The organism is Tenacibaculum skagerrakense (assembly GCF_004345825.1).
GTDB lineage: Bacteria > Bacteroidota > Bacteroidia > Flavobacteriales > Flavobacteriaceae > Polaribacter > Polaribacter skagerrakensis.
The window spans coordinates 14601-40237 of sequence record NZ_SLXM01000012.1; the positions used below are offsets into that span (position 1 = coordinate 14601).

The 25637-nt window shown below is 32.1% G+C and carries 30 protein-coding genes; 12 read left to right on the plus strand and 18 right to left on the minus strand.

Features of this window, described 5'->3' with window-relative positions:
- Nucleotides 1–151: 151 nt before the first annotated feature.
- The 6 genes from EV195_RS15460 (at nt 152) to EV195_RS15485 (ending at nt 6617) form a co-directional block, all read left to right on the plus strand.
- Complete coding sequence (locus tag EV195_RS15460; protein WP_132795879.1) at nt 152–916, plus strand: hypothetical protein; 765 nt, start codon at nt 152–154, stop codon at nt 914–916.
- Between the two features lie 180 nt (nt 917–1096).
- Nucleotides 1097–3064 carry a DUF2075 domain-containing protein gene (locus EV195_RS15465; protein ID WP_132795880.1) on the plus strand — a complete coding sequence of 656 codons (1968 nt, stop codon included), beginning with the start codon at nt 1097–1099 and terminating at the stop codon, nt 3062–3064.
- 751 nt (nt 3065–3815) lie between these two features.
- Nucleotides 3816–4475, plus strand: coding sequence for a hypothetical protein (locus EV195_RS15470; RefSeq protein WP_132795881.1), 660 nt, complete (start codon nt 3816–3818; stop codon nt 4473–4475).
- A gap of 203 nt (nt 4476–4678) precedes the next feature.
- Nucleotides 4679–5218 carry a hypothetical protein gene (locus EV195_RS15475; protein WP_132795882.1) on the plus strand — a complete coding sequence of 180 codons (540 nt, stop codon included), beginning with the start codon at nt 4679–4681 and terminating at the stop codon, nt 5216–5218.
- Between the two features lie 501 nt (nt 5219–5719).
- Nucleotides 5720–6340: a hypothetical protein gene (locus tag EV195_RS15480; RefSeq protein WP_132795883.1), complete on the plus strand. Its 621-nt coding sequence runs from the start codon at nt 5720–5722 to the stop codon at nt 6338–6340.
- A gap of 4 nt (nt 6341–6344) precedes the next feature.
- The gene (locus EV195_RS15485; RefSeq protein WP_132795884.1) at nt 6345–6617 is read left to right on the plus strand and encodes a hypothetical protein; all 273 of its coding nucleotides are present in this window, start codon (nt 6345–6347) and stop codon (nt 6615–6617) included.
- Nucleotide 6618: 1 nt separating this feature from the next.
- Here EV195_RS15485 and EV195_RS15490 read toward each other — a convergent pair whose 3' ends face one another.
- Entirely contained in the window at nt 6619–6984 is a 366-nt protein-coding gene (locus EV195_RS15490; RefSeq protein ID WP_132795885.1) for a helix-turn-helix domain-containing protein, read from the minus strand.
- A 642-nt stretch (nt 6985–7626) separates the two neighbouring features.
- Between EV195_RS15490 and EV195_RS15495 the strand changes: the two genes are divergently transcribed.
- The 6 genes from EV195_RS15495 (at nt 7627) to EV195_RS15520 (ending at nt 14152) form a co-directional block, all read left to right on the plus strand.
- Nucleotides 7627–9060: a T9SS type A sorting domain-containing protein gene (locus tag EV195_RS15495; protein ID WP_132795886.1), complete on the plus strand. Its 1434-nt coding sequence runs from the start codon at nt 7627–7629 to the stop codon at nt 9058–9060.
- A gap of 10 nt (nt 9061–9070) precedes the next feature.
- Complete coding sequence (locus EV195_RS15500) at nt 9071–11383, plus strand: hypothetical protein (RefSeq protein ID WP_132795887.1); 2313 nt, start codon at nt 9071–9073, stop codon at nt 11381–11383.
- A 4-nt stretch (nt 11384–11387) separates the two neighbouring features.
- Entirely contained in the window at nt 11388–12212 is an 825-nt protein-coding gene (locus tag EV195_RS15505) for a hypothetical protein (protein WP_132795888.1), read from the plus strand.
- Nucleotides 12209–12772 carry a hypothetical protein gene (locus EV195_RS15510; RefSeq protein ID WP_132795889.1) on the plus strand — a complete coding sequence of 188 codons (564 nt, stop codon included), beginning with the start codon at nt 12209–12211 and terminating at the stop codon, nt 12770–12772. The genes EV195_RS15505 and EV195_RS15510 overlap by 4 nt, the downstream gene beginning before the upstream one ends.
- A 305-nt stretch (nt 12773–13077) precedes the next feature.
- Entirely contained in the window at nt 13078–13446 is a 369-nt protein-coding gene (locus EV195_RS15515) for a hypothetical protein (RefSeq protein ID WP_132795890.1), read from the plus strand.
- A gap of 154 nt (nt 13447–13600) precedes the next feature.
- A complete protein-coding gene (locus EV195_RS15520; protein ID WP_132795891.1) occupies nt 13601–14152 on the plus strand; it encodes an imm11 family protein in 552 nt (183 codons plus the stop codon).
- Nucleotides 14153–14226: 74 nt separating this feature from the next.
- Here EV195_RS15520 and EV195_RS15525 read toward each other — a convergent pair whose 3' ends face one another.
- The 17 genes from EV195_RS15525 to EV195_RS15600 all read right to left on the minus strand — a co-directional run bounded on the left by EV195_RS15525 (nt 14227) and on the right by EV195_RS15600 (nt 25214).
- Nucleotides 14227–15003 carry a hypothetical protein gene (locus EV195_RS15525; RefSeq protein ID WP_132795892.1) on the minus strand — a complete coding sequence of 259 codons (777 nt, stop codon included), beginning with the start codon at nt 15001–15003 and terminating at the stop codon, nt 14227–14229.
- Nucleotides 15004–15056: 53 nt separating this feature from the next.
- The gene (locus tag EV195_RS15530; protein ID WP_317128237.1) at nt 15057–17027 is read right to left on the minus strand and encodes a zincin-like metallopeptidase domain-containing protein; all 1971 of its coding nucleotides are present in this window, start codon (nt 17025–17027) and stop codon (nt 15057–15059) included.
- An 8-nt stretch (nt 17028–17035) separates the two neighbouring features.
- Nucleotides 17036–17437: a hypothetical protein gene (locus EV195_RS15535; protein WP_132795894.1), complete on the minus strand. Its 402-nt coding sequence runs from the start codon at nt 17435–17437 to the stop codon at nt 17036–17038.
- A gap of 61 nt (nt 17438–17498) precedes the next feature.
- Nucleotides 17499–18077 carry a glycoside hydrolase family 108 protein gene (locus EV195_RS15540; protein ID WP_132795895.1) on the minus strand — a complete coding sequence of 193 codons (579 nt, stop codon included), beginning with the start codon at nt 18075–18077 and terminating at the stop codon, nt 17499–17501.
- 13 nt (nt 18078–18090) lie between these two features.
- The gene (locus tag EV195_RS15545; RefSeq protein ID WP_132795896.1) at nt 18091–18582 is read right to left on the minus strand and encodes a hypothetical protein; all 492 of its coding nucleotides are present in this window, start codon (nt 18580–18582) and stop codon (nt 18091–18093) included.
- 11 nt (nt 18583–18593) lie between these two features.
- On the minus strand, nt 18594–18941 hold the full coding sequence (locus tag EV195_RS15550; protein ID WP_132795897.1) for a hypothetical protein: 348 nt from the start codon (nt 18939–18941) through the stop codon (nt 18594–18596).
- A 5-nt stretch (nt 18942–18946) separates the two neighbouring features.
- Nucleotides 18947–19435, minus strand: a complete 489-nt coding sequence (locus EV195_RS15555; RefSeq protein ID WP_132795898.1) for a carboxypeptidase-like regulatory domain-containing protein — start codon at nt 19433–19435, stop codon at nt 18947–18949.
- A 26-nt stretch (nt 19436–19461) separates the two neighbouring features.
- The gene (locus EV195_RS15560) at nt 19462–20040 is read right to left on the minus strand and encodes a hypothetical protein (protein WP_132795899.1); all 579 of its coding nucleotides are present in this window, start codon (nt 20038–20040) and stop codon (nt 19462–19464) included.
- Between the two features lie 8 nt (nt 20041–20048).
- Nucleotides 20049–20204 (minus strand): hypothetical protein, encoded by a 156-nt coding sequence (locus EV195_RS16765; RefSeq protein ID WP_165915751.1) that lies wholly within the window; start codon nt 20202–20204, stop codon nt 20049–20051.
- Nucleotides 20188–21030, minus strand: coding sequence for a bZIP transcription factor (locus EV195_RS15565; RefSeq protein WP_132795900.1), 843 nt, complete (start codon nt 21028–21030; stop codon nt 20188–20190). The genes EV195_RS16765 and EV195_RS15565 overlap by 17 nt, the downstream gene beginning before the upstream one ends.
- Nucleotides 21031–21034: 4 nt before the next feature.
- Entirely contained in the window at nt 21035–21340 is a 306-nt protein-coding gene (locus EV195_RS15570; RefSeq protein ID WP_132795901.1) for a hypothetical protein, read from the minus strand.
- A gap of 2 nt (nt 21341–21342) precedes the next feature.
- Nucleotides 21343–21792, minus strand: coding sequence for a hypothetical protein (locus EV195_RS15575; protein WP_132795902.1), 450 nt, complete (start codon nt 21790–21792; stop codon nt 21343–21345).
- Nucleotides 21793–21857: 65 nt separating this feature from the next.
- Entirely contained in the window at nt 21858–22445 is a 588-nt protein-coding gene (locus tag EV195_RS15580) for a hypothetical protein (protein ID WP_165915752.1), read from the minus strand.
- Nucleotides 22446–22491: 46 nt separating this feature from the next.
- Nucleotides 22492–22908 (minus strand): hypothetical protein, encoded by a 417-nt coding sequence (locus EV195_RS15585; RefSeq protein WP_132795904.1) that lies wholly within the window; start codon nt 22906–22908, stop codon nt 22492–22494.
- A 4-nt stretch (nt 22909–22912) separates the two neighbouring features.
- The gene (locus EV195_RS15590; RefSeq protein ID WP_132795905.1) at nt 22913–23341 is read right to left on the minus strand and encodes a hypothetical protein; all 429 of its coding nucleotides are present in this window, start codon (nt 23339–23341) and stop codon (nt 22913–22915) included.
- A 14-nt stretch (nt 23342–23355) separates the two neighbouring features.
- Nucleotides 23356–24063: a hypothetical protein gene (locus EV195_RS15595; RefSeq protein WP_132795906.1), complete on the minus strand. Its 708-nt coding sequence runs from the start codon at nt 24061–24063 to the stop codon at nt 23356–23358.
- 5 nt (nt 24064–24068) lie between these two features.
- On the minus strand, nt 24069–25214 hold the full coding sequence (locus EV195_RS15600; protein WP_132795907.1) for a hypothetical protein: 1146 nt from the start codon (nt 25212–25214) through the stop codon (nt 24069–24071).
- Nucleotides 25215–25637: the final 423 nt, after the last annotated feature.

Here is a 25637-nt window from a genome sequence, read left to right on the forward strand (position 1 = left end):
GTATAAAAATAATTGCGGTTTAGTGCTTAATCAAAGGTCCTTGCGTGTTTGTAACTTCTGAATTTCCGATGGAAATTCCTCGCATACAAACCCGCAACTATTCTTATACATAAACGTTGTGCAACATAACGCAACAATACATGAAGAATAGATGAAAAAGACAATATTAAGTTTATTAATAATTATATCGCTTGTATCTTGTAATAAATATTCTCGTGAAAAATATCCCCAATTTGCTACTAAAACTGAAAGTTATAAATATGTAAACAGTTGTTATTCTGCCGAGTTTGATAACATCAATAAAATTCCAATTGATATACAGAATCAATTTACCTCTTATCTGAAAAATAGATTGGGAAAAAATGACTTCCAAAAACTGGAATTTAAGAATGGCTATGCTCTATCAGACGAACCAATTGATATAGAGAGAACGAATAGCGAGAGTGAATTTTTAGCAATTTTGGGACAAAACAAAGAAAAATCCAATTGCGATTCAATTATTGATTTTCCTGTTTACTCAATGATTTATGAATTAAAATTACCTGAAATCGGAATTGAAAAACTCGGACTAAATTTAATGCTAGATACAAATGGAAAAACAATTAAGGATATTGATTTTCCCAAAGCTGAATTTAGAGACAAATTAATACCAATAGATTCTGTACACTCAGAATTAATTCGTAGAAAGATCCCATATAAAAAACTGAATATTGATTTGTGGTTTGACAAAAGAACTGAATCGTTTGTTTGGTCAACGAGTACATTAATTCGAGAAGGAAGTATAATGGGACCAAGTTGTTTTCCAGAAGTGAAATATCACTTTAAAATGAATGCAAATAATGGAGAAATTACGGAGTTTAATAATGTACAAACAAATGATTATTTTTTCGGATCTGACAATCAATATGTTGAATAAAAATACGTTGCACAACAAGGTGTATAATTAATTGCGGCTGAATTTCCTCGGCGGAAATTCAATCTTATTAATTATCTTTCCGCAACAACGGAAAATGACTCGCGTCCTTTTCCCGCAAAAAATCATACACAAATACGTTGTGTTTCATACTAGAACAGCAGTGAAAAAAGAAAATCATCAATGAAAAGATCCTATTACTCGAATAGCATACAAAAATTTATACTTGACAATGATTCGAGTATTTTAGGTGAATTAACTGCTAATCATAGCAATCGAACTCTTGAAGAATTACAAATAAATGCTTGGAGAAAGCAGATTGAGGTACTCAAGAATCAGCTCAAGGACTTAAAGGGGAAAATATATTTTGAATTTGCCATACCCAGAATGGGTAAGCGAGTAGATAATATCATAATAGTTAATGATGTAATTTTTGTTGTTGAATTCAAAGTAGGAGAAGGTGGATATGAAAAACACGCCATTGAACAAGTGATTGACTATACAATTGACCTTAAAAATTTTCACGAAGGCAGTCATCATACAAAACTCATACCTATTTTAGTAGCTACTAATGCGTCAATTATAAATCAAACAAACAGTGATATATTAAATTATAAGACGGCCGCAAAAACCAACAAAGACAATCTTTCAGACACTATTCAAATTTTCGTTAATAGCGATAATATACCAATTGATATAGAATATTGGGAAAAGTCTATTTACAAACCTACTCCGACAATAGTGGAAGCAGCGCAAGCCTTGTACAAAGGACATAATGTGCAGGATATCACACGATCTGACTCAGGAGCCATAAATCTTTCAAAGACGGCAAATAGTATAAACGCAACTATTGAGAAATCTAAACGAGAAAAAATAAAATCAATTTGTTTTGTAACCGGAGTACCAGGAGCAGGTAAAACCTTAGCGGGATTGAATATAGCAGTTGAAAGAATGAAAGCAGATGAAGATGAACATGCTGTTTTTCTATCAGGAAATGGACCTTTAGTTGATGTACTTAGAGAAGCGCTCACCAGAGATGAATATTTTACAGCAAAGCAAAACGGAAATAAAATCACTAAGAAACAAGCAGCTATTAAAGCAAACGCTTTCATTCAAAACATCCACCACTTTCGAGACGACAACTTACTTTCAGACAAAGCACCAATCGAGAAAGTTGTAGTATTTGACGAAGCACAAAGGGCTTGGACAAAAGAACAAGCAAGTTCCTTTATGCGAAGAAAAAAAGGAATAGATGATTTTAACATGTCGGAACCTGAATTTTTAATTGAGGTTATGAACCGCCATTTTGATTGGTGCACTATTGTCTGTTTAATTGGTGGAGGCCAGGAAATTAATACAGGTGAAGCAGGCTTGGAAGAATGGATAAATTCTTTACGAAATCATTTTACAGATTGGAATGTACACTATTCAAACTCAATTTTAGATAGTGATAATTATTTAAAATCCCAAGAGTCCAAACAATGGCTAGTTAACAACGGAATTAGTGAACCTGATTTACATCTTGCAGTTTCAGTTAGATCTTTTCGATCTGAAAAATTGTCAAACTTTATTCATGAGTTATTAAATGTCAACATAGACAACTCTAAACAGATTTATTCAGAAATAAAAAACTCATATCCAATCGTTTTGACTAGAGAACTAGAAAAGGCAAAAAGTTGGTTACGACAACAAGCGAAAGGTAGTGAACGAATAGGTTTGATTAGTTCATCAGGTGCCAGAAGACTTAGACCAATTGGCATTGATGTCAAAAATGAAATATCTGCACCTAATTGGTTTTTAAACAATAATCAAGATATCCGTTCTTCTTATTTTTTGGAAGAGGTAGCGACAGAGTTTGATATTCAAGGTCTTGAAATTGATTGGGCTTGTGTGGCATGGGGAGGCAATTTTTATATGAATAGTAAGTCTTGGAAATACCAGAGTTTCAAAGGGACTAAATGGCAAAACATGAACAAAGAGTTAGATAAAGAATATTTGAAAAACACTTATCGAGTTCTTCTTACCCGAGCTAGACAAGGTATGGTATTATACATTCCTAAAAGCAGTGAAATTGATCAAACTCGACCAAAGAAATTTTACGATCAGACATTCGAATATTTGAAAGAAATCGGAATAAAAGAAATTGAATAAAAAGTACGAAAACACAACAAAGGCTATAAGCAATTGGGGTTTAGGTGATTAAATGAACAGAAAGTAAATAAAATAAAGGTGAGTGCTAAACTGAAAAATTAGGGTAAAAAATCCCCAACTGCTCATAGCCAGACCGTTAGCAAACACTGTCGAAAATAATGTGAGACTTTCTTTTTGATTAATAAAAGTCAGTTTTAAAATTTTGGTTTTTAATAGTAATTCCAGTTTTATCCTTTTTTTAGAGAACTAAACGTTTTATCTGTCGGCTAATTTGCCTGCTTCTCTCCTATTTGATTGTCGGTTCTTATTTTGTATTTGAAAAGTCTCTGGCTTTTTCCGATAACTCCGCTTATTTTTAACTTCTAGAAAGAACCTTTTTGAGTTTATAGAAAATGATCGCTTAACGTTCTGTCCCGTTCTTATTCTAAAAAAAGGCTTTATACAAAACTCAAATCACGCAAACTAAATGCAATTAAGGCTTGTAATTACTTATTCACTTCTGGCTGAAAATTGTTCCTTTTTGTAAAAGCTCGTATTTGCATTCTGTCTCGTTTGCTTTCAGTATAAAATTTTCAAATCGCTTTTACTTTGACTAGTGTTCTCCAACATTAGCTAACATGGTGTATAAAAAATAGCTGCATTATCTATAAATCAAAAATTATAACTAATTTTAAATCATGAAAAATCAATGAAAAATTGCTACTAAAATTATCGCAACTTTTCATACACAAATACGTTGGGTTTAATACGAATGAAACATATTAACTATATTTTATTATTACTGATTTTAACAAGTTGTTCTACTTCAAAAAAACTGACTGAAGTAAATTCTCGACCTACAAAATTTGTCTTCAAGAAATCTATGTTTTTCTCGATAAACCGAACTATTGAATTTAAACCAAAAACGGATTCTTTAACAAATAAAGAAACTAAGAAATTACAAAAATCTGAATTCCTTACTCAAACACCAGAGACGGAAATTCATATTGAAATAAAAAATGATTCTATTTGGCGTCATATCGCACTCAACGGAAAAATGATTGGGGATTATTTAATGGTTCAAAAAAGTAATGGAATTTTAAACTATTATGACAAATCAAAAACAGTGAATTATAAAAAGTATGATTTATTTGCTAAAAACCAAAAATATGAGATAATTGAAAACAGAAAAGACAGAAAAAAAATAAATGGATATGATTGTTACAAACTAACTTTGATTAAAAAAGATATCAATAGCGATATAGGAAATACAATTTACAAAATGTATGTTACTAACCGAATTGAATTACCTATTCATTCTGTTGTAAATCTAACCAAACTTGTATCAAACACTTTTCCTATGGAAATTATAATTTCAGAAAAGAATCTATCTGGAATATCTGAAAAATATGAATTAATAAGAATAGAATAAAATAGTACTAAACCCAACAAGGTGTATAATTAATTGCGGCTGAATTTCCTCATCGGAAATTCAATCTTATTAATTATCTTTCCGCAACATCGGAAAATGACTCGCGTCCTTTTCCCGCAAAAAATCATACACAAATACGTTGTACGTAATTTAACCATAGAATGACAAACAGTTTTTTAAGACAAACTTTACTAACAGTTTTTTTGATTATTATTAGTTGCTCTTCGACAAAAATTAATAACTCAAAAAATAAAGAAATAGTTAACTCTTTTATCAATGCTAGAAATAACTACAACATTGAAAAAGTGAGTTCTTTAATTGAAAATGATTATAGTGAAACGTTTATTGATGGAAGTAAAGAAATAGAAAATAAAACTCAATTGATAGATGGAATTTTATGGGGAAAGGAACTTGACTCTAAGATTAAATTATTGAGTATGAATTCTGATGGCAATAAAATTATTACAATAGAGGAAAACACTAATTATCTTGATGTGGCTCTAAAAAGGAAAAGTCGGAAATTTAAAATTATCTACACTTTTAGAAACAATAAAATACTGAATCAAAAGATAGATACTTTACCTGGTTTTTATCAAATTTCTAAATTTAATTCCGAAAGATATAAGGAATTTGTCAAATATTGCAATCAAAATAATTTGACCTACAACCATCATTCCTTCAATCAAGAATTCGGAATTCACTTGAGAAAAGTTTTGGAAAAATATAAAAATGTGAATGAATAAAAACTACGTACAACAAAGTATAACCGCAATTACGGCGGTATAGACTTATAAATAACTAAATTTTTGTTTTACAGGTATTTAAAAAACTTAAGGGAAGCTATAAGGGAAAGTAAACCTTTTTTTATCCGTTTTTAGGTGTGATTTTAAAGAGCTTTTAAATCGTAAAGCAAACTACAACTTTATTTTAATTTTCTTCCTAAAAAAACAAACTCATCTTTTCAAAAAAAGATTTTATTTATATTTACAAAGTAAATTTAGGTATTTAGATTCACCCCTGAAATAAAACCAAATAATTTAGAACTTTTTACTTCTAATTATTTAATAGTTATCTATCTAAATTTTTTATATACAATCACGCTAGCATAAAATAAGCTGTTGTTATATTTACTCAAGTATTAATTTTAAATAGAGTAATTATGAAAAAAACATTGTTTATTTTAATGTGTTTAGTGACTGTTTTAATTTTTTCAAGCTGTACACCACAAAACGAAAAGCTAATTGATGGAGACATTAAACAAACAGAAAAAGACGATATTCAGCACCCTGACGACAGGGATTAGAGTTTTAGGACTATTTCTCGTTTTCATTGTAACCTTATTCTTTTTAACTGCTCCTATGTTACACATGGTTGCATCCAATGATGTAAGTGAAGTGTATTTAGATGCAAAGGATAAGTTTAAAAATAAAGAAATATCAAAGTCTGAATATGAGGTAATCAGAAAAGAACATACTTATTTTGGTTATCGATCTAAAAGGATGTTGTGGTATGCTATCGGTATGCCACTCCTTTTATCTTATGTTTCTGCTTTATTACTATATGTTGCTTCTAAGCTAGAAAAGATTCTCTTACGAAAAATAATCAACATTATTTCAATCTGTTCTAGTGCTGTTTCCTTTTACTTTCTTATATGGGCTTTATGGTATAGAGCTGATTTTCCAAAACATTGGTATTATATCTCAATTGGTGTTCTAAGTTTAGCATCAGTAGTTATTATTAAGTTAATTATTAAGTTAATTCAACATGAGGAATTTAAAAGAGAACAACAACAAACAGCTAATAACAGCTTTTTAAATCAAGGATTTGAAATACTGAATTTATTGAATAAGAAATATGTAAATTAAAACTATGAAAACAATTTTTGAATTAGAAAAAGATATAAGCAAGCTATTTATTGATTTAGAGCAGGACAGATTATCTCTTGAGGAGAGTTTAATATCTTTTGAAAAATTATTACAAGATTATAGTGTTTTAAATAAAACTAAAAATCAAAAGTTTGCACTTTTAATCAATAACTTTAAAAACTCTATATATAAACTTCAAAAAATTAAAAAAATAGATAAAAATATTGAAGAACTAGAACACATTTTGAATAGCCTATATTTAAAAGAAAGTTTTTAGGTTAACTTTTTTTATATTTATTTATAGCCTCAATTTGAGCCGCTAAAACTTTTTCTTTAAGCCATTTTTGAAAAAAAGGCAATTGTAAAACCTTTTCCTCTTTAAGTAAGATTATATCGGATAGGAAATTAATCTCATCTTCTGTCAATTCTTCACTCCCCTCTGATTGTTCTACAGTAACTAAGTTACTCCTAATAGCCATATTCTTTAAAACATTTTGAGCCAACTCTGGAATATTTCTTTTATCTCCTTCCCAATTTTGAATAGTTCGTGACGATACACCAAGCTTATCTGCCAACTCTTGTTGTTTTAGGTTAAGTTCTTTTCTTAGCCACTTAACAAATTCTCCATCAATTTTTAGATTCATAGTTTAAAAAACGAAAAAAGAGTGTATTTTTTTTGTTTATACGAAATTTGGGTGTATATTTGAACTATCTATACTTTCAAATATAGACAAATTAAGTTACTAACTATAATAGATAAGTCTAGTTAAAGGTTAAGATATTGCATATAAGTAAGATAAAGTTTAAATAATTAGAATTAAAATTTGCTAAAGCAGAAAACTACAAATTTCTATTTTAAAATTAATACTAAAATGAATATAGCATAATGTAAGTTTTCTGCGACCAGATCAAAATGTTCCTTAAAGTAGTTAAACAGAAAGTAGTTTTTGGAGTTTTTGGTTTCGGGGGACTCTCTTCTCTCCAATAAACTACAATCCTGTTTTCCCTAGGATTATATCGACCTAAGTTTGAAATACAACTTAGGTTGATTATTACAATTAAATTAAAAACAATAAAAATGAAACGAGAAAGAAAACGGATAAACTCACCTTAAAAGAAATCAATATTTTTCTTAAAAATTGGGTAACATTTCTGGATTAAATTAACCAGTATATAGTTAAATATAAAAGTACGGTTTTAACATACTAAAAGTAAGGGAAAACCATACCTCAATCTTATTACCAATAGGTAATTTCGCCATTAAATAGAATCAAATACTAACATAAATGAAAACAATTAAAATCGCGTGTATCGCGTTGTGTTTCTTCATTCCTAAAATGAATGCACAACAAGAAGAAGAAATCGATTGTAATGCTAATTTAAGCAGTGCATTACAATTACTACAAAAAGAAGAACTATCTGAGGAGGATATTCAAAAAAGTATCGAATTTTTAACTCCATGTGCTAAAAATGGAGATACTACTTCACAAATACTTTTAGGTAGAGTTTATATGAACTCTGAGGATGAAAACAAACACAAAGAAGCTTTTGAATTATTAGAACCTATTGCTAAAAAAGGCAACCCAATTGCTGCTGCCGACCTTGGGGTGTTGTATAAATACGGAAAAGGTTGTAAACTCAACTTTAACAAAGCAAGACATTGGTTTGAGATAGCTAGTGAAAATGGAAACAGCACAGCAAGTTATAGTCTTGGGTACTTATATCTAAAAGGATATGGAAATATCAAACAAGATTACACAAAGGCAATTGAGTGGTTTGAAAAAAGTAAGCATCCAATGGCTAAGTATTGGTTAGGTGTTTGTTATTATTATGGCTATGGAGTAGCTAAAGATATTGCAAAGGCTAATGAATTATTAGGCACTGATTTTTCCGTTACAAATGAAGTAGCTACTGATGAAAATACTTCTGAAACTGAAAGCTCTGACATTGAAGCTTCCTTCACAAATTCTAGTAATGCTAGTACTCAAAATTTAAGTTTAGGAGAAGATACTAGCTTAAATGGTGTGTGGAAAGGTCATTTGTTGGTGTTTGATTGGTCAGGAGAAAACATTGAGCAAAAACTTCCTTTTGAACTTGAAATAAACTACGATGAAGAAGGAAACAACTTTTCTGTGTTATGGAATGTAAACGATGAAAACAAAAACCTTGACTTTACAAGAATAGATAATTCATTGTATTATGATGATTTACAGATTAAACTTCCACATACTTCTTTTAAAGAAAGTATTGCTAATGAATTAAATCACTCAATACTTTCAGTTGAGTTTTCTAAAAATACGATTGGAGAAAAAAATTATTTAATAGGAACTATTGAGAGTTTTATTAATAATTGGAACGAGCCTGCTGCTCCTATTAAACTAGTACTTCAAAAGAAGACAACTTTTGAAAACACAGATATTGAATTGTCAGATGATGCTTTAGAGGCTCTTACACAACAAGAAGCACAGTTTGTAAAACTATATCCTAACCCATTTCAAAACGATTTAATCATTTCTTATGCTTTAGATAAAAAAGCAACTACAACAGTAAAAATAGCAAGTATTAACGGAGGCAATGAACAGATCATTAAACCAAGTACTTTTCAAAAGGCAGGAGAATATCATTATTACTTCGATGGAAGCTCTTTTAACAAAGGTTTATACATCGTTACTGTTTTAGTAGATAATGAAAGAAAAACAAGAATTATTGTAAAAAAATAAAGTGAAAAAGATGAAAAGTATATATAAAATCCTAGCAATAATGTTGTTTTCGTTAACAGCAACATTGAACGCTCAATTAAAAAATGTAGATGGTACAACAAATGATGAGTATTTAGGAAAACAACCTCTTACAGGCGGAGAATGTAATTGTGTAAACAGTGATATTCCTAATTTTAATTTCTCATTTAGTAGTGATTTTTTAAATGCAATAGCGAATGACAGAGCAGTTATTGAAGCGGCTAAAAGACAGGCTAGTGACTGGTATAACCATCAAACCGATTTAATGAAAGACTATATCGGTTATAAAAACAACAAGACTTTTAGCACTTATGACGAAGCAAGAAACTATTTCTACAGAAAAACTGAAAACAGTTATATTAGAAATAATGCACCATCTGCTAAACAAAAAATAGCTTCAACTTACTATAATGCTAACAATGCTGAAAAAACAGGATTAAAAGGACTAAAAGCTCTTTCATATCGAGAAGGCGAAATTAATAAGGGCAATTTGGACAATTCATTATATGCTGACTTTAAAGTTAATGGTGTTCCGCTAAAAGATATTCGCACCATTAGTGAATTAAATAACATTAGAGCCACAGTTAATACTTCGACTGTTAAAGGACTTTGGCAATCTGACCAATACTATGCAATGTTAAATGAAATCAACTCAATGATTTCATCATCTAACTACAGCGAGTTAGAAAATTTAGCTTTTAATAAAAAGAACAGTTTATATCATGGATATAATTATTGGGATAGATTAAACATGATACAACTTCAACTTTATTTTCAAGATCATACTCAGTACGTTAACTACCCACATTTTCTTCCTGATGGTGTATTTGAAAAGTTTCATAATACAATAGAAATAGCAACTCCAAATTTTATTGAAAATGAGGTCGAAAAGAATTACACAGAATACAATTTATTCCATGCTGACCATTGGAAAATTATTTTAAAAGATAAATACAATAACAGTCCATTTTATACTTCTGTAGCTAAGGCTGAGCATCAAGCATTAATGAATGCTGAATTAAATAGACTGAAAAGCCGAACACCTATGGGTGCATCACTTAATGTTGATAAAATTGTTCAGCAATTTCAAATAAGAGATAAAAACCAATACGAATGGTTAAATGCTAATCCTGAAAAAGCCGATGAATTCATAATTAGACTTGCAGATGCAAAAGCTCTTGATGCACAAGAAAACTCTGAACCTATTCCTGACGATGAAATAATTTCTGTAGTTGGAGAAAATTACAATACTGAAAAAAATGAGATAAATAATGAAATTGATTATGGAGGTAGAATAGTTAGTTTAATTAAAGAGCTGAATATTACTGATATAAATCAGAAAAAATGGATGTATCAGAATACGAAAAATGTCTCAAGGTTTGAAGTAGAATTAACTGTTATTAGTAGTGATTTATTTAAAAATTTAATAGCACATGCCAGCAACCCATTAATAACTGAAGAACAAAGAATTACTTTAATTAATAATTTGATTAACGATTCAGAACCAGAAATAAACTCAGATAATATTCTAGACTACAAAGCTGAATTTTTGAGAATGTCATCATACTTAAAACGAGCTGGAAGTTTGGATAAAAAAATTTTTGGGCAATTCGTAGAAGATGTTGCTGATCAATTAATAAATCTTAAATATGGAGAAGTTCTGGATTTATACAAAGTAGTTAGACAACAATATTTCAATGCAAAGTTTGATTATGTTTTAGCAATCCTTTTTACTGCTGTAGAAAGTTTTAAACCTGTAATCCAAGCATCACTTATTGCAGTTGGCGGAGGTGCAACTGTAAGGATACTTCAATCTATTCCTACTATATATGTAAGTACAGAGTTATCTTTAGTCTTAACTAGATTAAGCCCAGTATTTTTACCAGCTGCCAACTCAACTTTTTCTGCTGCATATAAATCTTTATTACATGCAAGTAAATATGGAATACAAACCTATTCTCAGCTCGAGTTACATTTAAGAAACTTAGGGATTAATAGAACTGAGAATTATATGCAAATTCACCACTTAATTGAACAGAGGTTTCTATCTAGACCCGGAGTTGCCCAATGGCTAGGTTCTAATACAAACAATTGGAAAAGTATAGTCGTAAGCTCTGTACCTGGTTCAGGTAATGAACATTATTTAAAATTTACAAAATTATGGAAAGAGGCAATCGCTTATGGAAATGGTGCTGGTTGGACTGGGGCTAATACAAATAATGTTACATTAGAACAAATCAAAATTGCAGCAAAAGAAATTTATGCAGATTATCCAGAATTTTTACAAGCAATAGGGTTAAATTAGTGACATGGAAAAAAGATATTTATTTTCAGCATATTGGAGAAAAGAGGATGTTGAATTCTTAAAACAGTTTAAATTAAGTCGAAATATTCAAGAGGGTTTTAAAGGTTTTACAGTTGATGAAAAAACGCATGACCTAATTATGATGAGATATAATAAAAAAAATATTTTTAGGTCAATAAAACCAAAAGAATTTCAAGTAATATTTACTGGAGTTACTTTTACACAAGAAGAAATTGACAACGCTAAATATTATGTACTATATTCTGTTGGTGACCCAATTGGATATCCTCAACCTGAACAGGGTTATGCTAAACAAGTATTTGATTTTAAAGAATGTAATTTTATTAGAAATAAAAGAAAACAAAAAGCTCCCTTTAGAATCAAAAAGCCAAAATGGAAAAAAAACCAACTTAGTTTTTCATTGCATTGGGAACATGATATTTTGTTTTTTAAAAGAGAAGTTTATGAAGAGATCTTCGCTCCACAAGGGTTAAAATGTATTGATGTATTAGATCATAAGACTGGAAAACCTTTAGAATGTACAATTCAACTAGATATACCCACAGCTAAAAGTAAATTGCTTATTGATGGTACAGCATTTGATATTTATGAACCTAATTGTGGAGTTAAACAATACTCTGGTAAAACTTTAGATTTTTTCCCTCCTTTTGAAAATAATTTTGAATTTAATATTTGTTATACACAAGAAGAATTTGATAATGGTTATAAGAGAATTCTCATTTCGAAAGAGTTTTGTAAACTTTTAGTGGAAGCCAAAATAATTAAATACGAATTTGGTTATCTCTCACCTATGAAATCTCCATTATGATAAAATCAATTTCTCAAAAACCTTTAGGTTTAATTTTGGTTATTTTTTTTGTAATAATTAAACAAGCAAAATCTCAAGAGTTAAGATTTGAAAAAAATTATCAAGATTGTGTTTATGAATCTCTACCTAACAAAGGAGAAAGATTAAAAAGGTATATTCATGGTTTTGAAAAGCATTTGATTTCTCTTGAAATTCTTAAAAATTCAAAAGGAGAAAGCTATTTAGAGTTGTTTAGAACTTTAACTGAGGGAAAAAAATATCCCTCTAGTTATAAATATAGTTATATTGATTCTATAAATACTTTAGAGATAAATATATTACCTATAAATGAAAAATGTTTTAATAAATCTATGCGCGATGAGAGTTATGCACATTATTTTCTTAGGTTCTTTGATAAAGAGGAATATGAAGAAACTAAAGATTTGAGCAATGTGGAAGATCCTGAAAAGTTATTCCAAGAAGTTTTACGCAATACATTTTCAAAAATGAACTCTAAAGATTATAAATTAGATTATTATAAACATAATTTATTTATGATTTTATACACCGTTAATTGGTAATAGAATGAAAAATATATCATTAAAAATGGGAGTTGCAAATGCAACTCTCATTTTAATCAGCTTTTTACTATTATTCTCTTTTAATCATAATGAGAGTTTTATCAAATTAACTTTTTTGTCCCTATCCGTTTTCACAGGATTAATTTTGAGTTCGTTCGGACTATTTTATTCTTTTAAAGAAAAGAACTTAGTTACTATAACTAAGTTTATTTTGAGCTTAGTTCTCAACCTTCTTTTTCCTTTGATAATATTATTTTTATTAGCTATGAACTTAAATGATTTTTTGAACTTCTTATAAAAAACAAATGAAATCAAATAAAGAAATACTAGATACTTTTGGTAAGTTAATTGTTAAGGAAGCTTTCGATAATCAATTAAGCTTTATTAAGAATGATATTAAAGATTTAGCTTTGACAGAGGGATATATGAACTTATTTAAAAATATGTCTGAAACTCAAAAAACCGAAATAGAACACTATACTTCGGAAATTCTAAAAGGTTTTTTATTTGACATTTTAAGAATCTTTGAAGAAAATGATGGGTTTAAAATTATTTTTAAAGAAAAAAATAATCAAATTGACTTAACAGAAATTAGTGAAATGTTGAAAGCTGAACCAATAATTGAAAACGGTTGGATTTCTCGCTACAGTACTTATTTTAAAAATAAAAGCTAATGAAATTATTTATTCAATTAATAAACTTTTTTTGATTAAACATTACTTAAAAACATTAAATATCAATTAATTATTTCTCATAACAATTAGTTGAATAAAAGAAAGCCCTTTAATAGGTCTAAATATGGGCTTTCTATTTTCTAAAACACTAGCTATGAAATACTATAAAGTTATTCCATCTGAAATTTCAGATTTGGAAGCACTAAGCACACCTATAACTCTCTTTTACAACAAAGAAATCGGATATATAAAAGCTAAGTATGGCATCCGAATACACGAAACTAAAGGCGTTCCAAACCTTATGTTTTTGAAAGAATTACCGTTTGGTTATGTGGTAAGCAACAAGCTAAAAAACATCTTAAAAAAACATCATCTTCCTGCTTACCAGTTCTACCCTATTCCTGTTTTAAAAGGTGAGCAAATTATTCAATATTATTGGCTTCATTGGATGCTTGATTTTTGGGATTATGTTGATACGGAGAAATCGAAATTACAAAAGCAACATGAAAACCAAGAAGTATTCTTAAAAAAGGAAATCTCTTTTAAAACCTTAGTATTTAAAAAAGACTTTCCTAAGTACGATATTTTCAATATTGATAATTCTGAAAAGGAGATTTATTTTAGTGAGAAATTAGTAAACAGAATGAATGAAAATAAACTTCTTATTTCAACATTAGAAGAGCCTATTATTATAAAAAAAAATTGAAAATTATAATTGTATATTTCTTAAACATTTCAACTATTGTACAAATTAAAGCAGATAATTAAAACGCTAACTTCCTAATTGATTTGTAAATAATCAATATTACTTTTTTTATAGATTTTGGTCTTTATCGAATCCTTTCTATATAAAAATAAAGCCTGATTTGTTTCTCCTAAATAAACTAAAAGACTATCTGTTTTTATATTTTCTTTATTGTATTTAAAAGAAACTTCTTTAATTATAGCATTGTCATTTTTTATTTTTTGAACTTTTCTGTACGATGCACTGTAAGTATCTACTGTAAAAACAATAAGAATCGTAATTACTGGTTGTAATTTACTAATTACAGAAATGGCGCTTTCCTTTTTTATTAAATTTACGGTGATAATCTTAATTATCATGTAATATACAATTATCCCAAAAAACAGGAATAATACTGGTGGAAAATAAAATTTTCTATCAGTAAAAAATGCAGTCATAACATCGAATACAACTAAAAATAACATAGTACCTATGTATAGTTTATTATTCTGTGAAATACTCTTTTCATCTTTTTGTATTCTATCCCTTAAAACTTTTACTCTTTCTTTTTCACCAACTCTGAAATTCACCTCAAATACAGGTAGTTTTAAGCTAGATTCAAAAAAAAACATAACAATCATTAAAAATAGGATAAGCCCACCTACAATAACTATTTTATCAAAGAATAAGAGTGGAATTTCGGACAACATTAAATAATCTAAAATTCTAATATTAAAATAGTCATAATAAGTATGTAAACTTAAATACCCCATAATCGTTGTCAATAGTAAGAGAAGTGGGAAAAACTTTATTAAACTTTCTAATTTCTTCATATTTTTTTTAATTTTATCTAGCTAATTTAAAATAATACTCCATAAGTGGAGCTTTAAAATTCCACTTCTTGTAAATTAGGTTGCTTCTCTGTAGCTATTTGGTTTAACTTCCCCGAATAAATATTATACTGTAGCTCTTCTAAATTCCTATTTTGATAACGGTTTTTATCGGTATATACATAATGCTTTTTAAAGTCTGGAGACTTCTCTACGTAAAAAATACAGTCTCCGTCAAAAGCACTTTTAGAACCGCCTCTCATTTTCCCGTCTGCGGTTTGTTGAAATACAATTAAAAACAGCTTTCCGTCGTATTTCTTTCTAAGATGTGTGTCTATTTCAAGTTTACTATCCAGTTCTTTCAGCTTAGCAAAACTATCAATCACAATAACATCATGCGTTTTTATTATGGTATCAAGCTCTGAGATATTCTCCATACTAAAGATATTGGTATTTTGCAGGGTATTTGCTCCTTTAAAATACATATCTGCTTTCTCCCAATACAAATCACTGTCTTTGTGTTCTTCCATTGTAATATGCGCTACTTTATAGCTCTTTGCAAGGGCATCAATAAAACGAAAAGCAAATCGTGTTTTTCCGCTTCCTTGTTTCCCTGCAATGGTCGCCACTAAACTTTCCTTTGGTTTTATCTCTAGGTTTCCTAAGAATATGGCTAGGTCTTTATCTGCTATTTCATAACGCTTTACAACTTTGTGTTTACGCTGTTTCTTTAAAAAGGCTGCTGAATTTTTATCTACCGTTTCTCCTGGTACTTTGATAATTTTCTGCACCTGTGGTCTTGAGAGTGAAACAGGAACTAATGACTTTCTTTTTGGCTTAACTTTTTCTACTTCAACATTAAAATTAGCCTTTGTAGCCTTTTTAAAATCCTCGTAAAACTTTGGCTCTTTATCTTCATTTACTTGAAGGAGATAATCAACTGCTTTTTGTGCTTCTGTAGCACTTCGCATGAGTAGCTTACTATCCTCTCCCATCAGCTGTGTAGCGAGTTGCCAATTCTTTAAATACGCTGCATGAGTTTTCTGTGTTTTCCATAAAATCCCTGCTTGTGCTGATAAAAAAACCGCTCCAAACTCTGCTATAAGTTCTTCCTTAGCGTAATCCAAATCTCCAAATTGTTGTCCAAATGTTCTTTTAAGCCTAGAGTTATGAGCAGTACTATGAATCATTTCGTGAAATAAAGTGCTGTAATAATCCTCTGAAGAAACAAAGGCTTTAAAATCGGGCATCTTTACAATATCCTTAATAATATTGTAACTCGCTCCTTTATGTCCGTGAACTATCTTAGCACTATCCTTTGGAAAGTTTTTAATAATTAGCTCGGCAATAGGGTTTTTAGCATCCTTGTTCTTTGGATCACTTGGAGCAACATAACCTAATCGTGCCTTTTGCTCTTTAGTTAATTTATCTAGCTTAAAATCGATACCATTAATATCACTACCATTAAACACTAAATGCTGTTTTAAAATCGGTATGGTCTTTACTAGTATATCAAAATGTTGCGCTGTATAGCCTATGGATTTTAAATGTGCAAGCATTTCTTCTTTTCTATAACTTGTAAATGGTTCATCTTTGGCTTTGCCGTTGAATTTGTATAAACTTGTGAAATACACAACTAGCACTCCTTTAGCACCTTTCTTTAAACTTCCTTTTAAGTCCTCAATCTGTTTTTCTGTTAAGAAATAAGGATTGTCGAAAATGTGAAATAGATTTCCGCCTTTGAGTAGTAAGGTATTTACACCTCGATAACTATTGCCTCCTTTAAAATTTCTTGGGATTAAATAGCCTGCTTTACTCCTATAGTTCTCATCCCATACCTCCTTAAAGTCATCTTTAGCGTTTTTAACCGCCGTAACCATTTTATCGGTGATATGCTCATAAATTTCTTTAGGAGATAGCTGTGGTTTACCTAATCCTTTTCCTGTAGGAACATCTCCCTCTATATAATCTAATCCTGCTAAAAATTCTATTGGAAAATCATTTAAAGCCTCCTTACTTGTTTTTATCGGGCTAGCTAGTCTTTTTTTTTTGAGGTAATCTTTACAATCTTACCTCCCTTTGCATATTTATAGCCTTTTTTTAATCTTCCACTTTTTTGTAACCCCTCTTTCTTAGATGGCTTTGGAATTTTAGCGGTTTTTACTATTCGCCCTTTTACAAATCGCCAACCCTTGCGAAGTTTTCCATTCTCGGTAAGTGCTTCCTTATATGCCCCCACATGATATGGAGCATTTAAAGCCGTTGGATATTTTTTTACACTAATGGTAAAAGTGTCAAACTGCGGATTATCCAATAAGATTTTAGACAATCGGTACACAACCTCTGTGTTGTTTTTCTTCTTCGCTTTCGCAATCATTTTTTGTAGCTCCTCTCTGCTAACATCTTTGCCATTTAAGGCGTTAAATTCTTTAATCATGTTCTTTTCTTTTTCCAATCTTTATACAACCAATAACTAACCAGTACAGCTCCAACTGCTCCTAAAAGCATCGTCGCTTTCTTTTTTTTTTAATCATCACACCAAACTTTCTACCTAAAGTAAAAACACGACTATCCCAACTCTTAGCGAAGTATTTATAATCCTCTAAATTCTCATAATATTCCAATCGTTCTTGCCCTACTTTTATAAACAACTGCTCCCAGTGTACCGAGTTGATGGCTTCAATAGTTTTTACCCCTACAACTCCGTCAACTACTAACTGTTTTCCAAAATGTTTGTTTAAACTCGTTTGCACAATCTTAGTAGCTACACTAGGATTGGCATTTATCGCTTGGTCGGCAATCATTTCGGCAACTCCTTGGCTTTGTATTTGGTCTGCCTTTATTTTATCCCAAAACTCATTTTTAAATAAAACATGAGCCTCAAAGCGTGTAATTCCTTTCATGTCTTCCGCACTTGGCGGTCTGCCTATTACCTTTTCATAAAACTTTGCTGAAATACCGTACTTTGTTCCTACTCGTTCTTTTTTAGAGTTGTAATTCCCTTTGTCATTTACCAAATTTTGATACCCTCCCTCTGCCCTTTCTAAAGTGGGTTTAAATAATTCATAGCTTGCCATTTTCTCTTTCTTTTTAAAATTTTATAACACTTCTTTTTCCTAATCCCGTTACCTCTAACTCAAAGGCTAAATCCTTTGTAAAATCCTTTTGCAATTCGCTTTTTGTAATTAATTGATTGAGTAACAACTCCCCTGATGTAAGTAGCGGTATTTTTATATGTATGGGCGTGAAATTATATACCCCGCCACTTGGAATATCAATGGTATTGGTATCTAAATTTGTAAAGGCTAATAGTTTATTTGTTTTCTTATGATATACCCTTAGTATTTTAGCTTTTATAAAACCAGTATTGATATAGAGTGTTTCGCTAGTAGGGTTTAAAGCTTTTAAATGCAGATCCATTGCAATATCCTTAAAGGTTAAATTAAAGTTACTGATGTTAGATACCTTAAATTCTAACTGCTTTACTAAATCCTCTAGTTGCATTTTCTTATAACTCACAAACCCAACTAATGAAACCACCACCATACCTACTCCCAAACCTATTAATGTGCTGTTTTTCATATCAAGTATTTTTAAATATCTACACCATATTTACTACTGTACTTATCTAGTCGTTCTTGTTGTTCGGCAATTATCTGATGTAGTTTCTTGTTCATCTGTTCTAACTGCTCGATATAAGCACTCAAGGATTGAATACGAGCCAAAAAATCACTCTTTACACTCTCAATCATTTCTGAGTTAATCTCAAAAGCTCGTTTGTAGTTCTCCAGTTTTTGAAGCTCTGCATTGTAACGCTTCTCTAAGGCTTCTTCTTTAGCTTGCTGTAATTGCACATTTCGCATTTTAAGCCCTGCTAAAAAAGAAACCACCACCCCAACTGCTCCTGCTAACTTCTCCCAATGTTCCATTATAAACTCCATACGCATCAGGTTGTAACTTTTTTCTTTTTCCCTTTATCATCCTCCGCTACAACATACATAAGTAGTATTGCCGTAAGCCCTAATCCTGCTACCATGTAGTTCTTTTTCTTTCCTGTGATAATCACTTCATCTAAACTCTCGGTTTGTTCTTGCAGTTCAATTGCTTTGGGTAACTCAGAAGCTTTGAGCGTAACTGTTTTATACCCTACAAAAGAAATGCGAATCTCATCGTTATAAGATGCCTGTAACTCATACATTCCTTTTGCATCAGGGAGCGTTCCTGTACCTCTGGTAACATTATATACATTAACTAGTCCTGCCTCAAAGGGAGCTTTGGTTTTTGAATCGGTAATTATACCCTGTAATAAAAGTATCGGTGGTTTTTTAGTGCTTTTCATACATCTGCAATTTTGTGTTTCTTGTGTATCAAATTCGCTTTGCGCTTGTCTTAGTTCAGGACAGGCTAAGCCATAAATTGGTAAATCCGCTTCCATAATCCTTTTTCTTTTTTTCTGTTCTTTTAAAATACCCAACCCGCACTCTCAATACGAGCCTTGACAATATCATACACCTCTCCATCGGAAGGCTTAATCTCACTCTTTAACCAGTACACCAAATCTCTCGGCTCATAAGTATCCAAATACCTAAAAATGCCTACAGGTGGAGAGTTCCAACCGTTATAATTTTTATATCCAAAAGCCTCATATACCAGTTTAAAATCCTCCGCAGTCTTGAGCTGTAAAAACACTTTTTTTACCGTCTCTTCATCTGTTCCCCATAGCGGTTCCATTTGATTACTTGCATCTAAAAGTTGTTGGGCAAATTGCTGTGATTGTGTTTTGGTAATCGTAGTGTTTTGAGTATTGATAGGTAGATTGATAGTAACCTGCTCTGACTTGTCCTCAAAGGCTTTCTCTATTCCTTTTCGCGTACTACGAATGATATACCAACCTAAAAAAATACCGCCTGCCATCAGTAGTGGTTTTTTATACTCAAGGATAAAATCACTAACACTATGCGCTGTTGAACCTATCTTTTTAGTAGTCTCTTTACTAACAATCTTCCCAACACTTTTAGAGATTTCCTTTTTCTTTTTCATAGCTCCTTTTATTTTAAAAAGCCTTTAACTGCTCCGTATTTGATAGGACAAGTGAAATAACTTTTTGCTTTTTCATTTTGTGAAAGCTCTGCCATTCTAATCAGTACTTTCTCAGGCAAATTCCCCAACACCTTTAAGGCTTCTTGTTTATTCTGTATCTTCATAATTATTTTCTTTTTCTTCGATATAATTTGCAGTATAGGCTATCAAATCTTCTTTCCAATTATCTAGCAAATAATTAAAAAACAGGATTTGCTCATCACTTACTCCCATAGTAGAAAGCTTTTGAATAAATGCTTTATGTACCTGTGAAATGTTTGGACTTGAAAGCCCTGTTTGTGCAATAACTCCATTTGCTCCTGCAACTTCCAAAACTTTAGGTATCATTCCGCCTAATGTCTCCATTGTCTTTTCAAAGGCAGGTGTTTCTAAAAAACTTTTTTTCTTCAATAGTTCTCGCTCCACTCGTAGTTCCTCTCGCTCCTTAGCCGTATCTAGTTTTAAGGTGAGTGAGTTGTTTTTCTCCTCTAAACTGCGATTTTTAGAGCGTAAATCCTTTACTCGTTCTTTTAACTCCTGTACCTGCTCTTTATAATCTGCCGAGCGTTCAGCCTCAACCATTTTTGCCACTAGTTCGGGAGTACCTAAAAAATTAGAAGTATTGTTATTCATTGGTACTGCACTTCCTATATATTCCTGCTCATTCATATCGTTTACAATTAAATCTTCTGTAATTCTATTTACTAAGTGATAGGTAGTTTTTGTAGCACTACCATATACCTTTTGTAAGGTAAATACCACCTGTTTATCAAAACCTTTCTCGGGTAATGCCTCTAAAAAATGAGCAATTGAACCATACTTTTGTACAATATCTTCAAGACTAAAAGCATAACGTCTTTTACTGCCTGTCTTAACAAGCTTACTACCGTCCTTTTCAATCTTGACAACATGAGTGCTAGATGCTGTTAAATGATCTGTTAGTATGTTCAATAATTCATTTCTCACTATACAAATACCTTACTAGTGCTTTCTTTTCCTGTTTCTCGTTTATATCTAGTAGCTCACTATTCTCTGAAAATTCAAATCGAATGATTCCTTTTACAATTGGGTAATTCGATTCAATAACAAAAGGAGTATCGTCTGCTACTATACGCATTCCTGAACCGTCCTTTACCAATAGCGGAATACTTGGGCTTATCACAAATACCTCTAACTTTACAATGCCTCTACACTTCTCTTTCTTAGCAAAGTCAATTTGAAAATCATCGGTAAACGTTTCTATAGCATATCCTACATTCATAATTAACATCCGCAGTTATCCGATTCGATGATAAACACAAACTCTCCTAAAATGGGCTTGCCCGTAATAGTCTCCCAAGCAATACTGATGCGCTCATTGCTACTTTGAAAATCTAGTTCCTTAAATCCTAAACCATAACCGCCCTTTTTATGCTCATAATCCTTTATATCGGTTGGTTCTGTTAGCAAATGCCCTCTACTGTCTTTTAAAGTAATATTAGTATGTGAGAGCATACTGGTAAGTGAAAAATTTGGATTGATAACACCACCTTCTCCCGAACTGAGTGTAGGTATTGTATCAGGTAAGTATGAAATAAAATACGCTCCTTTTACTTTTCCTGAAGGAATGGTATCGTGTATTTCATTTTCCAAATACTCACTAAAATCTTTTACTAGTGGGTTTAGCTTTAATAACTCCTTGTTTACCTGTATGCGTTTAAATATCCTTTTCATGCGTTTGTTGTTTTAAAACCTTGCGCCTATATCGGCGCAAAGTTTTGGTTTACTACTAGAGCTACTTATCGTTTTTGATAGGTCACAAAACCTGATAATCTCGCAGAGGCAAACAGTGCCTTTCCTGTCTCTAAATCCAATCTCGCTCCCTCTGGGTATTGAATCTCAATCTCGGTAATGGTATCATCTTCCAATAAGGCAAAAGAGCCTAACTTAAAGTAATGATTGCCATTCTCGGTAGAGGCTAACATATCGCTAATAGGTAGCTCGATTAAAATCTCATTCTTTTGCTTTACCACTAAAGTAGATTGCATCAGAACATTCGGCATTTGAGACAAACTATACGCCACATCTTGCTCTCCAGTATTTGCATCAGCGATAGCATATTTCATCGTAATACCACTTGCCACAAAAACACGCCCCTTTACAAGACTATTTCCGTCAAAGTTGGTCACGCCTCGCTTGGCAACCGACGAACCCGTTAGTAAGGAAACCGTACCTCCGATATCTACCTTTTTATTGGCATATAAAAAGCTTGGCATCGGTTTCATAGCACTAATGTTCCACTTCTCATTCTCCTTACGCATCGAGTTTTTATACTTTAAATACTCGGTAATTCTCAAATACGGCTCTTCGTTTCTTAAAAAATTCATCTTTCTTTTTCTTTTTTAATTAATTGTTTACTGTTTTTCTTTTTCTCTATTCTGCAAATTCTTGTACGTCCTCATACGCCACATCTTCGGCAATAAAATCATAGTTTGGACGCGTATAACTTGCTAAAAAATCACTACTGTCTAATCCCATATAAGAACTCGTTGGGTTTCCTAAAGCCTGCGCCATGATTTTGTTATCCTTGAACTTATCACCCAACCAATCTTTTAACAAATATCCTGCTTGAGTTACAGCTACCGAAATGGCAATATCCTGCCCGATTTTTCTGCCTCTACTTTTTCTGTCTAAAACCGATGCACCTGCAATACCTCCCAAGACCAAACCCCATCTTTTTAAAGAAGTGTTCTTTACAGGTAGATGCTCTACTGCCAAACGTGAACCCGCAGCTCCAGCAGTCAAACTAGCCAAACTCACAAGGGAGTTTACAACTTTCTCTTTCTTCATAATGTTACTTTTTACTGATTAAATAAATGATTGTTCCAAAGGCTATTACCCCTGCCGTACCAATCCCTAAATACAATAAGGTATTATCCTTTTTTGGTGGCGATTGGTTTTTAAATTGTAGTTCCATAACACGCATTAGATTTTCAACCGAGGTCTGATTTGCCGCAGCCTGCTGTTCTAACTTAGCGAGTAATTCAGGAGCGATGTTTTGTTGTCCTCCACTGGCATTTTGAACATAAACGGGCTTCCCATTTTTTGCCTGTTCAATCTGTGTCCATGTACCTCCGATAGTATTTAAAATACCCATCAGATTTGCCCCATCCCAAAAACTACCGTCTCCATGAAGCCCACTTAGGGCTTGTCGCCTATCTTTTTTTCGTATCTCTTGCTCCTTTTGTTCAGCCAACAAAAAATGTGTCTTTACTAAATCCATAGCTCTTTTTTTAATTACACTTGTACTACTCTTCTTTTCCTTTTTGGCTTACGCATCTGCACATACACAAGTGCGCCTACTAGTGCTAATCCTCCTGCAATAGGCAAAGCATTTTCTTTAAGCTTACCGATAATCGATTTTGTTTTGGCGTTTTGTAAGGAAATAGGATTGTCCGTTGACGTTGCTACTACCTTATTGTCTCGCTCGGCTTTATAGCGTGCTATTTTCTCTCGTAACACAACTATCTGCCCCTTAATAGCCTCTAACTTGGTGCGATTGCTTGCAATTACCTGATTGGCTGTTGTGATACCCGCTCGTTGCTGCTCTTCTAGTGTCTCAAACGCTCCTTTGATTTCTCCTAGTGACTTTTCAGCACTTCGCAAACTCTCCTCTGCTTTCTTGCGTTTTGAAACCGCTCCATTACACCATGCACCTAGTCCTAAAGCATCTGCAATCCCTTGTTCTTGATTGAGTTTTATCTGTTCACTCTTAATCTCTTCTTCCAAGCGTCTCACTTCTTTCTTTAAAGACTCCCACTCTGCCGCTTGTTTTCCATTTTTAAGAGCCTCCATTTTTCTATCCCACTCCGCTTTCTCTGCCCAAACTCCCTTAGCCTGATTGTTCAATCTATCTGCAATCCCATTAGAGGGGCAAAAACCGTCAAACCAACCATTCAGCCCTCGTGTAGGGCTTTTGTTAATTGTGTCAAATTCTTCATTCATAACTGTTACCTTTTTTTAAAATACACATACAATAAAGCCGATACCAAACCTCCAATACCCAATTGCATCTTTAAAGCCTTGCGCTTTTTTGCGCTTTTATCCTCTGCAATGGTCTGGGCAAATCGAGCCTCATAATCCCTTAATGCAAGCTCATTGGCTGTGAGTTCTCCTTGTGCCTTTTCTTTGAGTTGCTCTACATAATCCGTATCGTATGCAAGCCAAATACGATACAATTCTCGTTGTAGTGGTTGTTCAAAATAATAGAGCATTTCCCCTCCTAAAGTTGCCTTTTCTCTAAGGTCAATAATCTTGTTAATAATTGGGGTAATTTCTTTTTCATACGCCTTTTCCCTGCCGTCTGTATATAGCTGTGCTAAGCGTGTTAGATTTCCTTGAAGCCAAGTATGTATGTTTGCTTCAAATGGAAATATTGGGGCTACCTTTTTGGTGTTTTCTTCTTCTCTTAAAACAATAAAACGGTAGTCTGCTACAATAGGGTTGGTATCATTAGGAACAACAAAATACAAGGTGCGACTATTTACATTGGCTCTCTTGGTAAACTCCTCTATAGTATATCTTGTATTTACCTTTTTAAACTCCTTGTAAAAATTATCAATAAAGATTTTTAACTTCTCGGCAAAGGCTAAGGCATTTGCTAAAGTCTCTGCGTCGCAATGCTCAAAAGAACTATAAGCCGTCTCATTGCGCAAATGGGCAATTCCTAAATCAACTTCCTTAAAAATCTCGTTGAACAAGTGCTGGATTCTAGCCCTGTTGCTGTAAAGAATAGCATCGCCTAAATCATCTATCTTAACCTGTAATTTGTCTCTTAGGTCACGACGAATTTTAAGCTCCACTACAGAAGCATCATACACCGAACCACTACATGAGTTCATCTCAGCTATAAACTCATCAACTGCATAGCTTACAAGTTTGCCTACTCCCTCGGTAATAGACGAGCCAACACCTCCCGATAATCCAGTAGTGTTTGCAGCAATAAAAACATCATCAGACTTGTATATGTGTTGCTCCTTAAATGTTTTTAATGTGCCGTCAATAGTATAATATCCCTTTTCTAAATCGTATGTGTGTTGATTTTTAGGAACAATAACGTACACATGACTAAATCCCTCCCCCTCGTTGGTGACCACCCTGCGCAGGTAATGTGAAACACCGCAATTCTGTAAAACACAGCTAGCGAAAATGCTATAGCTCTTACAATCCAAGCCCTCTGCTCGTGTTGTCCAAGCACAGGCAGGACTTCGTAATAACTGGTCGTACTCATCTATTTTATATTGTAGATGCTCGTACAAAAAGCCGTGTAACTTCTTACATAATTTATCAAGAGGTAGGCTCGCAAACTCTTTTTTGGAAAGTAACGCCGTGTGGTGCTTATATCTCTTTGACCACATTGCCATACTATCAATAGCAACCTTGGTATTGCCACTCGCAATTTTAGTACTGCTACAATCACTAAACGGAATTAAATCATCGTATTTCCTTCCCTTTTTTAGTGGACGGTATAATATGGTATTGATTGCTTTACTATTCACCATTTTCTTTTTCTTACTGCT

What these genes read in the sequence shown, in the direction of transcription:
- EV195_RS15590 (WP_132795905.1), bottom strand. Translation starts at nt 23,341, where the DNA reads ATGGATTTAGTAAAGACACATTTTTTGTTGGCTGAACAAAAGGAGCAA.
- EV195_RS15555 (WP_132795898.1), bottom strand. Translation starts at nt 19,435, where the DNA reads ATGGAAGCGGATTTACCAATTTATGGCTTAGCCTGTCCTGAACTAAGA.
- EV195_RS15490 (WP_132795885.1), bottom strand. Translation starts at nt 6,984, where the DNA reads ATGAATCTAAAAATTGATGGAGAATTTGTTAAGTGGCTAAGAAAAGAA.
- EV195_RS15520 (WP_132795891.1), top strand. Translation starts at nt 13,601, where the DNA reads ATGAAATACTATAAAGTTATTCCATCTGAAATTTCAGATTTGGAAGCA.
- EV195_RS15545 (WP_132795896.1), bottom strand. Translation starts at nt 18,582, where the DNA reads ATGAAAAACAGCACATTAATAGGTTTGGGAGTAGGTATGGTGGTGGTT.
- EV195_RS15500 (WP_132795887.1), top strand. Translation starts at nt 9,071, where the DNA reads ATGAAAAGTATATATAAAATCCTAGCAATAATGTTGTTTTCGTTAACA.
- EV195_RS15560 (WP_132795899.1), bottom strand. Translation starts at nt 20,040, where the DNA reads ATGAAAAAGAAAAAGGAAATCTCTAAAAGTGTTGGGAAGATTGTTAGT.
- EV195_RS15575 (WP_132795902.1), bottom strand. Translation starts at nt 21,792, where the DNA reads ATGAAAAGGATATTTAAACGCATACAGGTAAACAAGGAGTTATTAAAG.
- EV195_RS15550 (WP_132795897.1), bottom strand. Translation starts at nt 18,941, where the DNA reads ATGGAGTTTATAATGGAACATTGGGAGAAGTTAGCAGGAGCAGTTGGG.
- EV195_RS15470 (WP_132795881.1), top strand. Translation starts at nt 3,816, where the DNA reads ATGAAACATATTAACTATATTTTATTATTACTGATTTTAACAAGTTGT.
- EV195_RS15570 (WP_132795901.1), bottom strand. Translation starts at nt 21,340, where the DNA reads ATGAATGTAGGATATGCTATAGAAACGTTTACCGATGATTTTCAAATT.
- EV195_RS15480 (WP_132795883.1), top strand. Translation starts at nt 5,720, where the DNA reads ATGGAGACATTAAACAAACAGAAAAAGACGATATTCAGCACCCTGACG.
- EV195_RS15485 (WP_132795884.1), top strand. Translation starts at nt 6,345, where the DNA reads ATGAAAACAATTTTTGAATTAGAAAAAGATATAAGCAAGCTATTTATT.
- EV195_RS15510 (WP_132795889.1), top strand. Translation starts at nt 12,209, where the DNA reads ATGATAAAATCAATTTCTCAAAAACCTTTAGGTTTAATTTTGGTTATT.
- EV195_RS15460 (WP_132795879.1), top strand. Translation starts at nt 152, where the DNA reads ATGAAAAAGACAATATTAAGTTTATTAATAATTATATCGCTTGTATCT.
- EV195_RS15580 (WP_165915752.1), bottom strand. Translation starts at nt 22,445, where the DNA reads ATGAATTTTTTAAGAAACGAAGAGCCGTATTTGAGAATTACCGAGTAT.
- EV195_RS15525 (WP_132795892.1), bottom strand. Translation starts at nt 15,003, where the DNA reads ATGAAGAAATTAGAAAGTTTAATAAAGTTTTTCCCACTTCTCTTACTA.
- EV195_RS15465 (WP_132795880.1), top strand. Translation starts at nt 1,097, where the DNA reads ATGAAAAGATCCTATTACTCGAATAGCATACAAAAATTTATACTTGAC.
- EV195_RS15495 (WP_132795886.1), top strand. Translation starts at nt 7,627, where the DNA reads ATGAAAACAATTAAAATCGCGTGTATCGCGTTGTGTTTCTTCATTCCT.
- EV195_RS15505 (WP_132795888.1), top strand. Translation starts at nt 11,388, where the DNA reads ATGGAAAAAAGATATTTATTTTCAGCATATTGGAGAAAAGAGGATGTT.
- EV195_RS15540 (WP_132795895.1), bottom strand. Translation starts at nt 18,077, where the DNA reads ATGGCAAGCTATGAATTATTTAAACCCACTTTAGAAAGGGCAGAGGGA.
- EV195_RS15585 (WP_132795904.1), bottom strand. Translation starts at nt 22,908, where the DNA reads ATGAAGAAAGAGAAAGTTGTAAACTCCCTTGTGAGTTTGGCTAGTTTG.
- EV195_RS16765 (WP_165915751.1), bottom strand. Translation starts at nt 20,204, where the DNA reads ATGAAGATACAGAATAAACAAGAAGCCTTAAAGGTGTTGGGGAATTTG.
- EV195_RS15595 (WP_132795906.1), bottom strand. Translation starts at nt 24,063, where the DNA reads ATGAATGAAGAATTTGACACAATTAACAAAAGCCCTACACGAGGGCTG.
- EV195_RS15515 (WP_132795890.1), top strand. Translation starts at nt 13,078, where the DNA reads ATGAAATCAAATAAAGAAATACTAGATACTTTTGGTAAGTTAATTGTT.
- EV195_RS15535 (WP_132795894.1), bottom strand. Translation starts at nt 17,437, where the DNA reads ATGATTAAAGAATTTAACGCCTTAAATGGCAAAGATGTTAGCAGAGAG.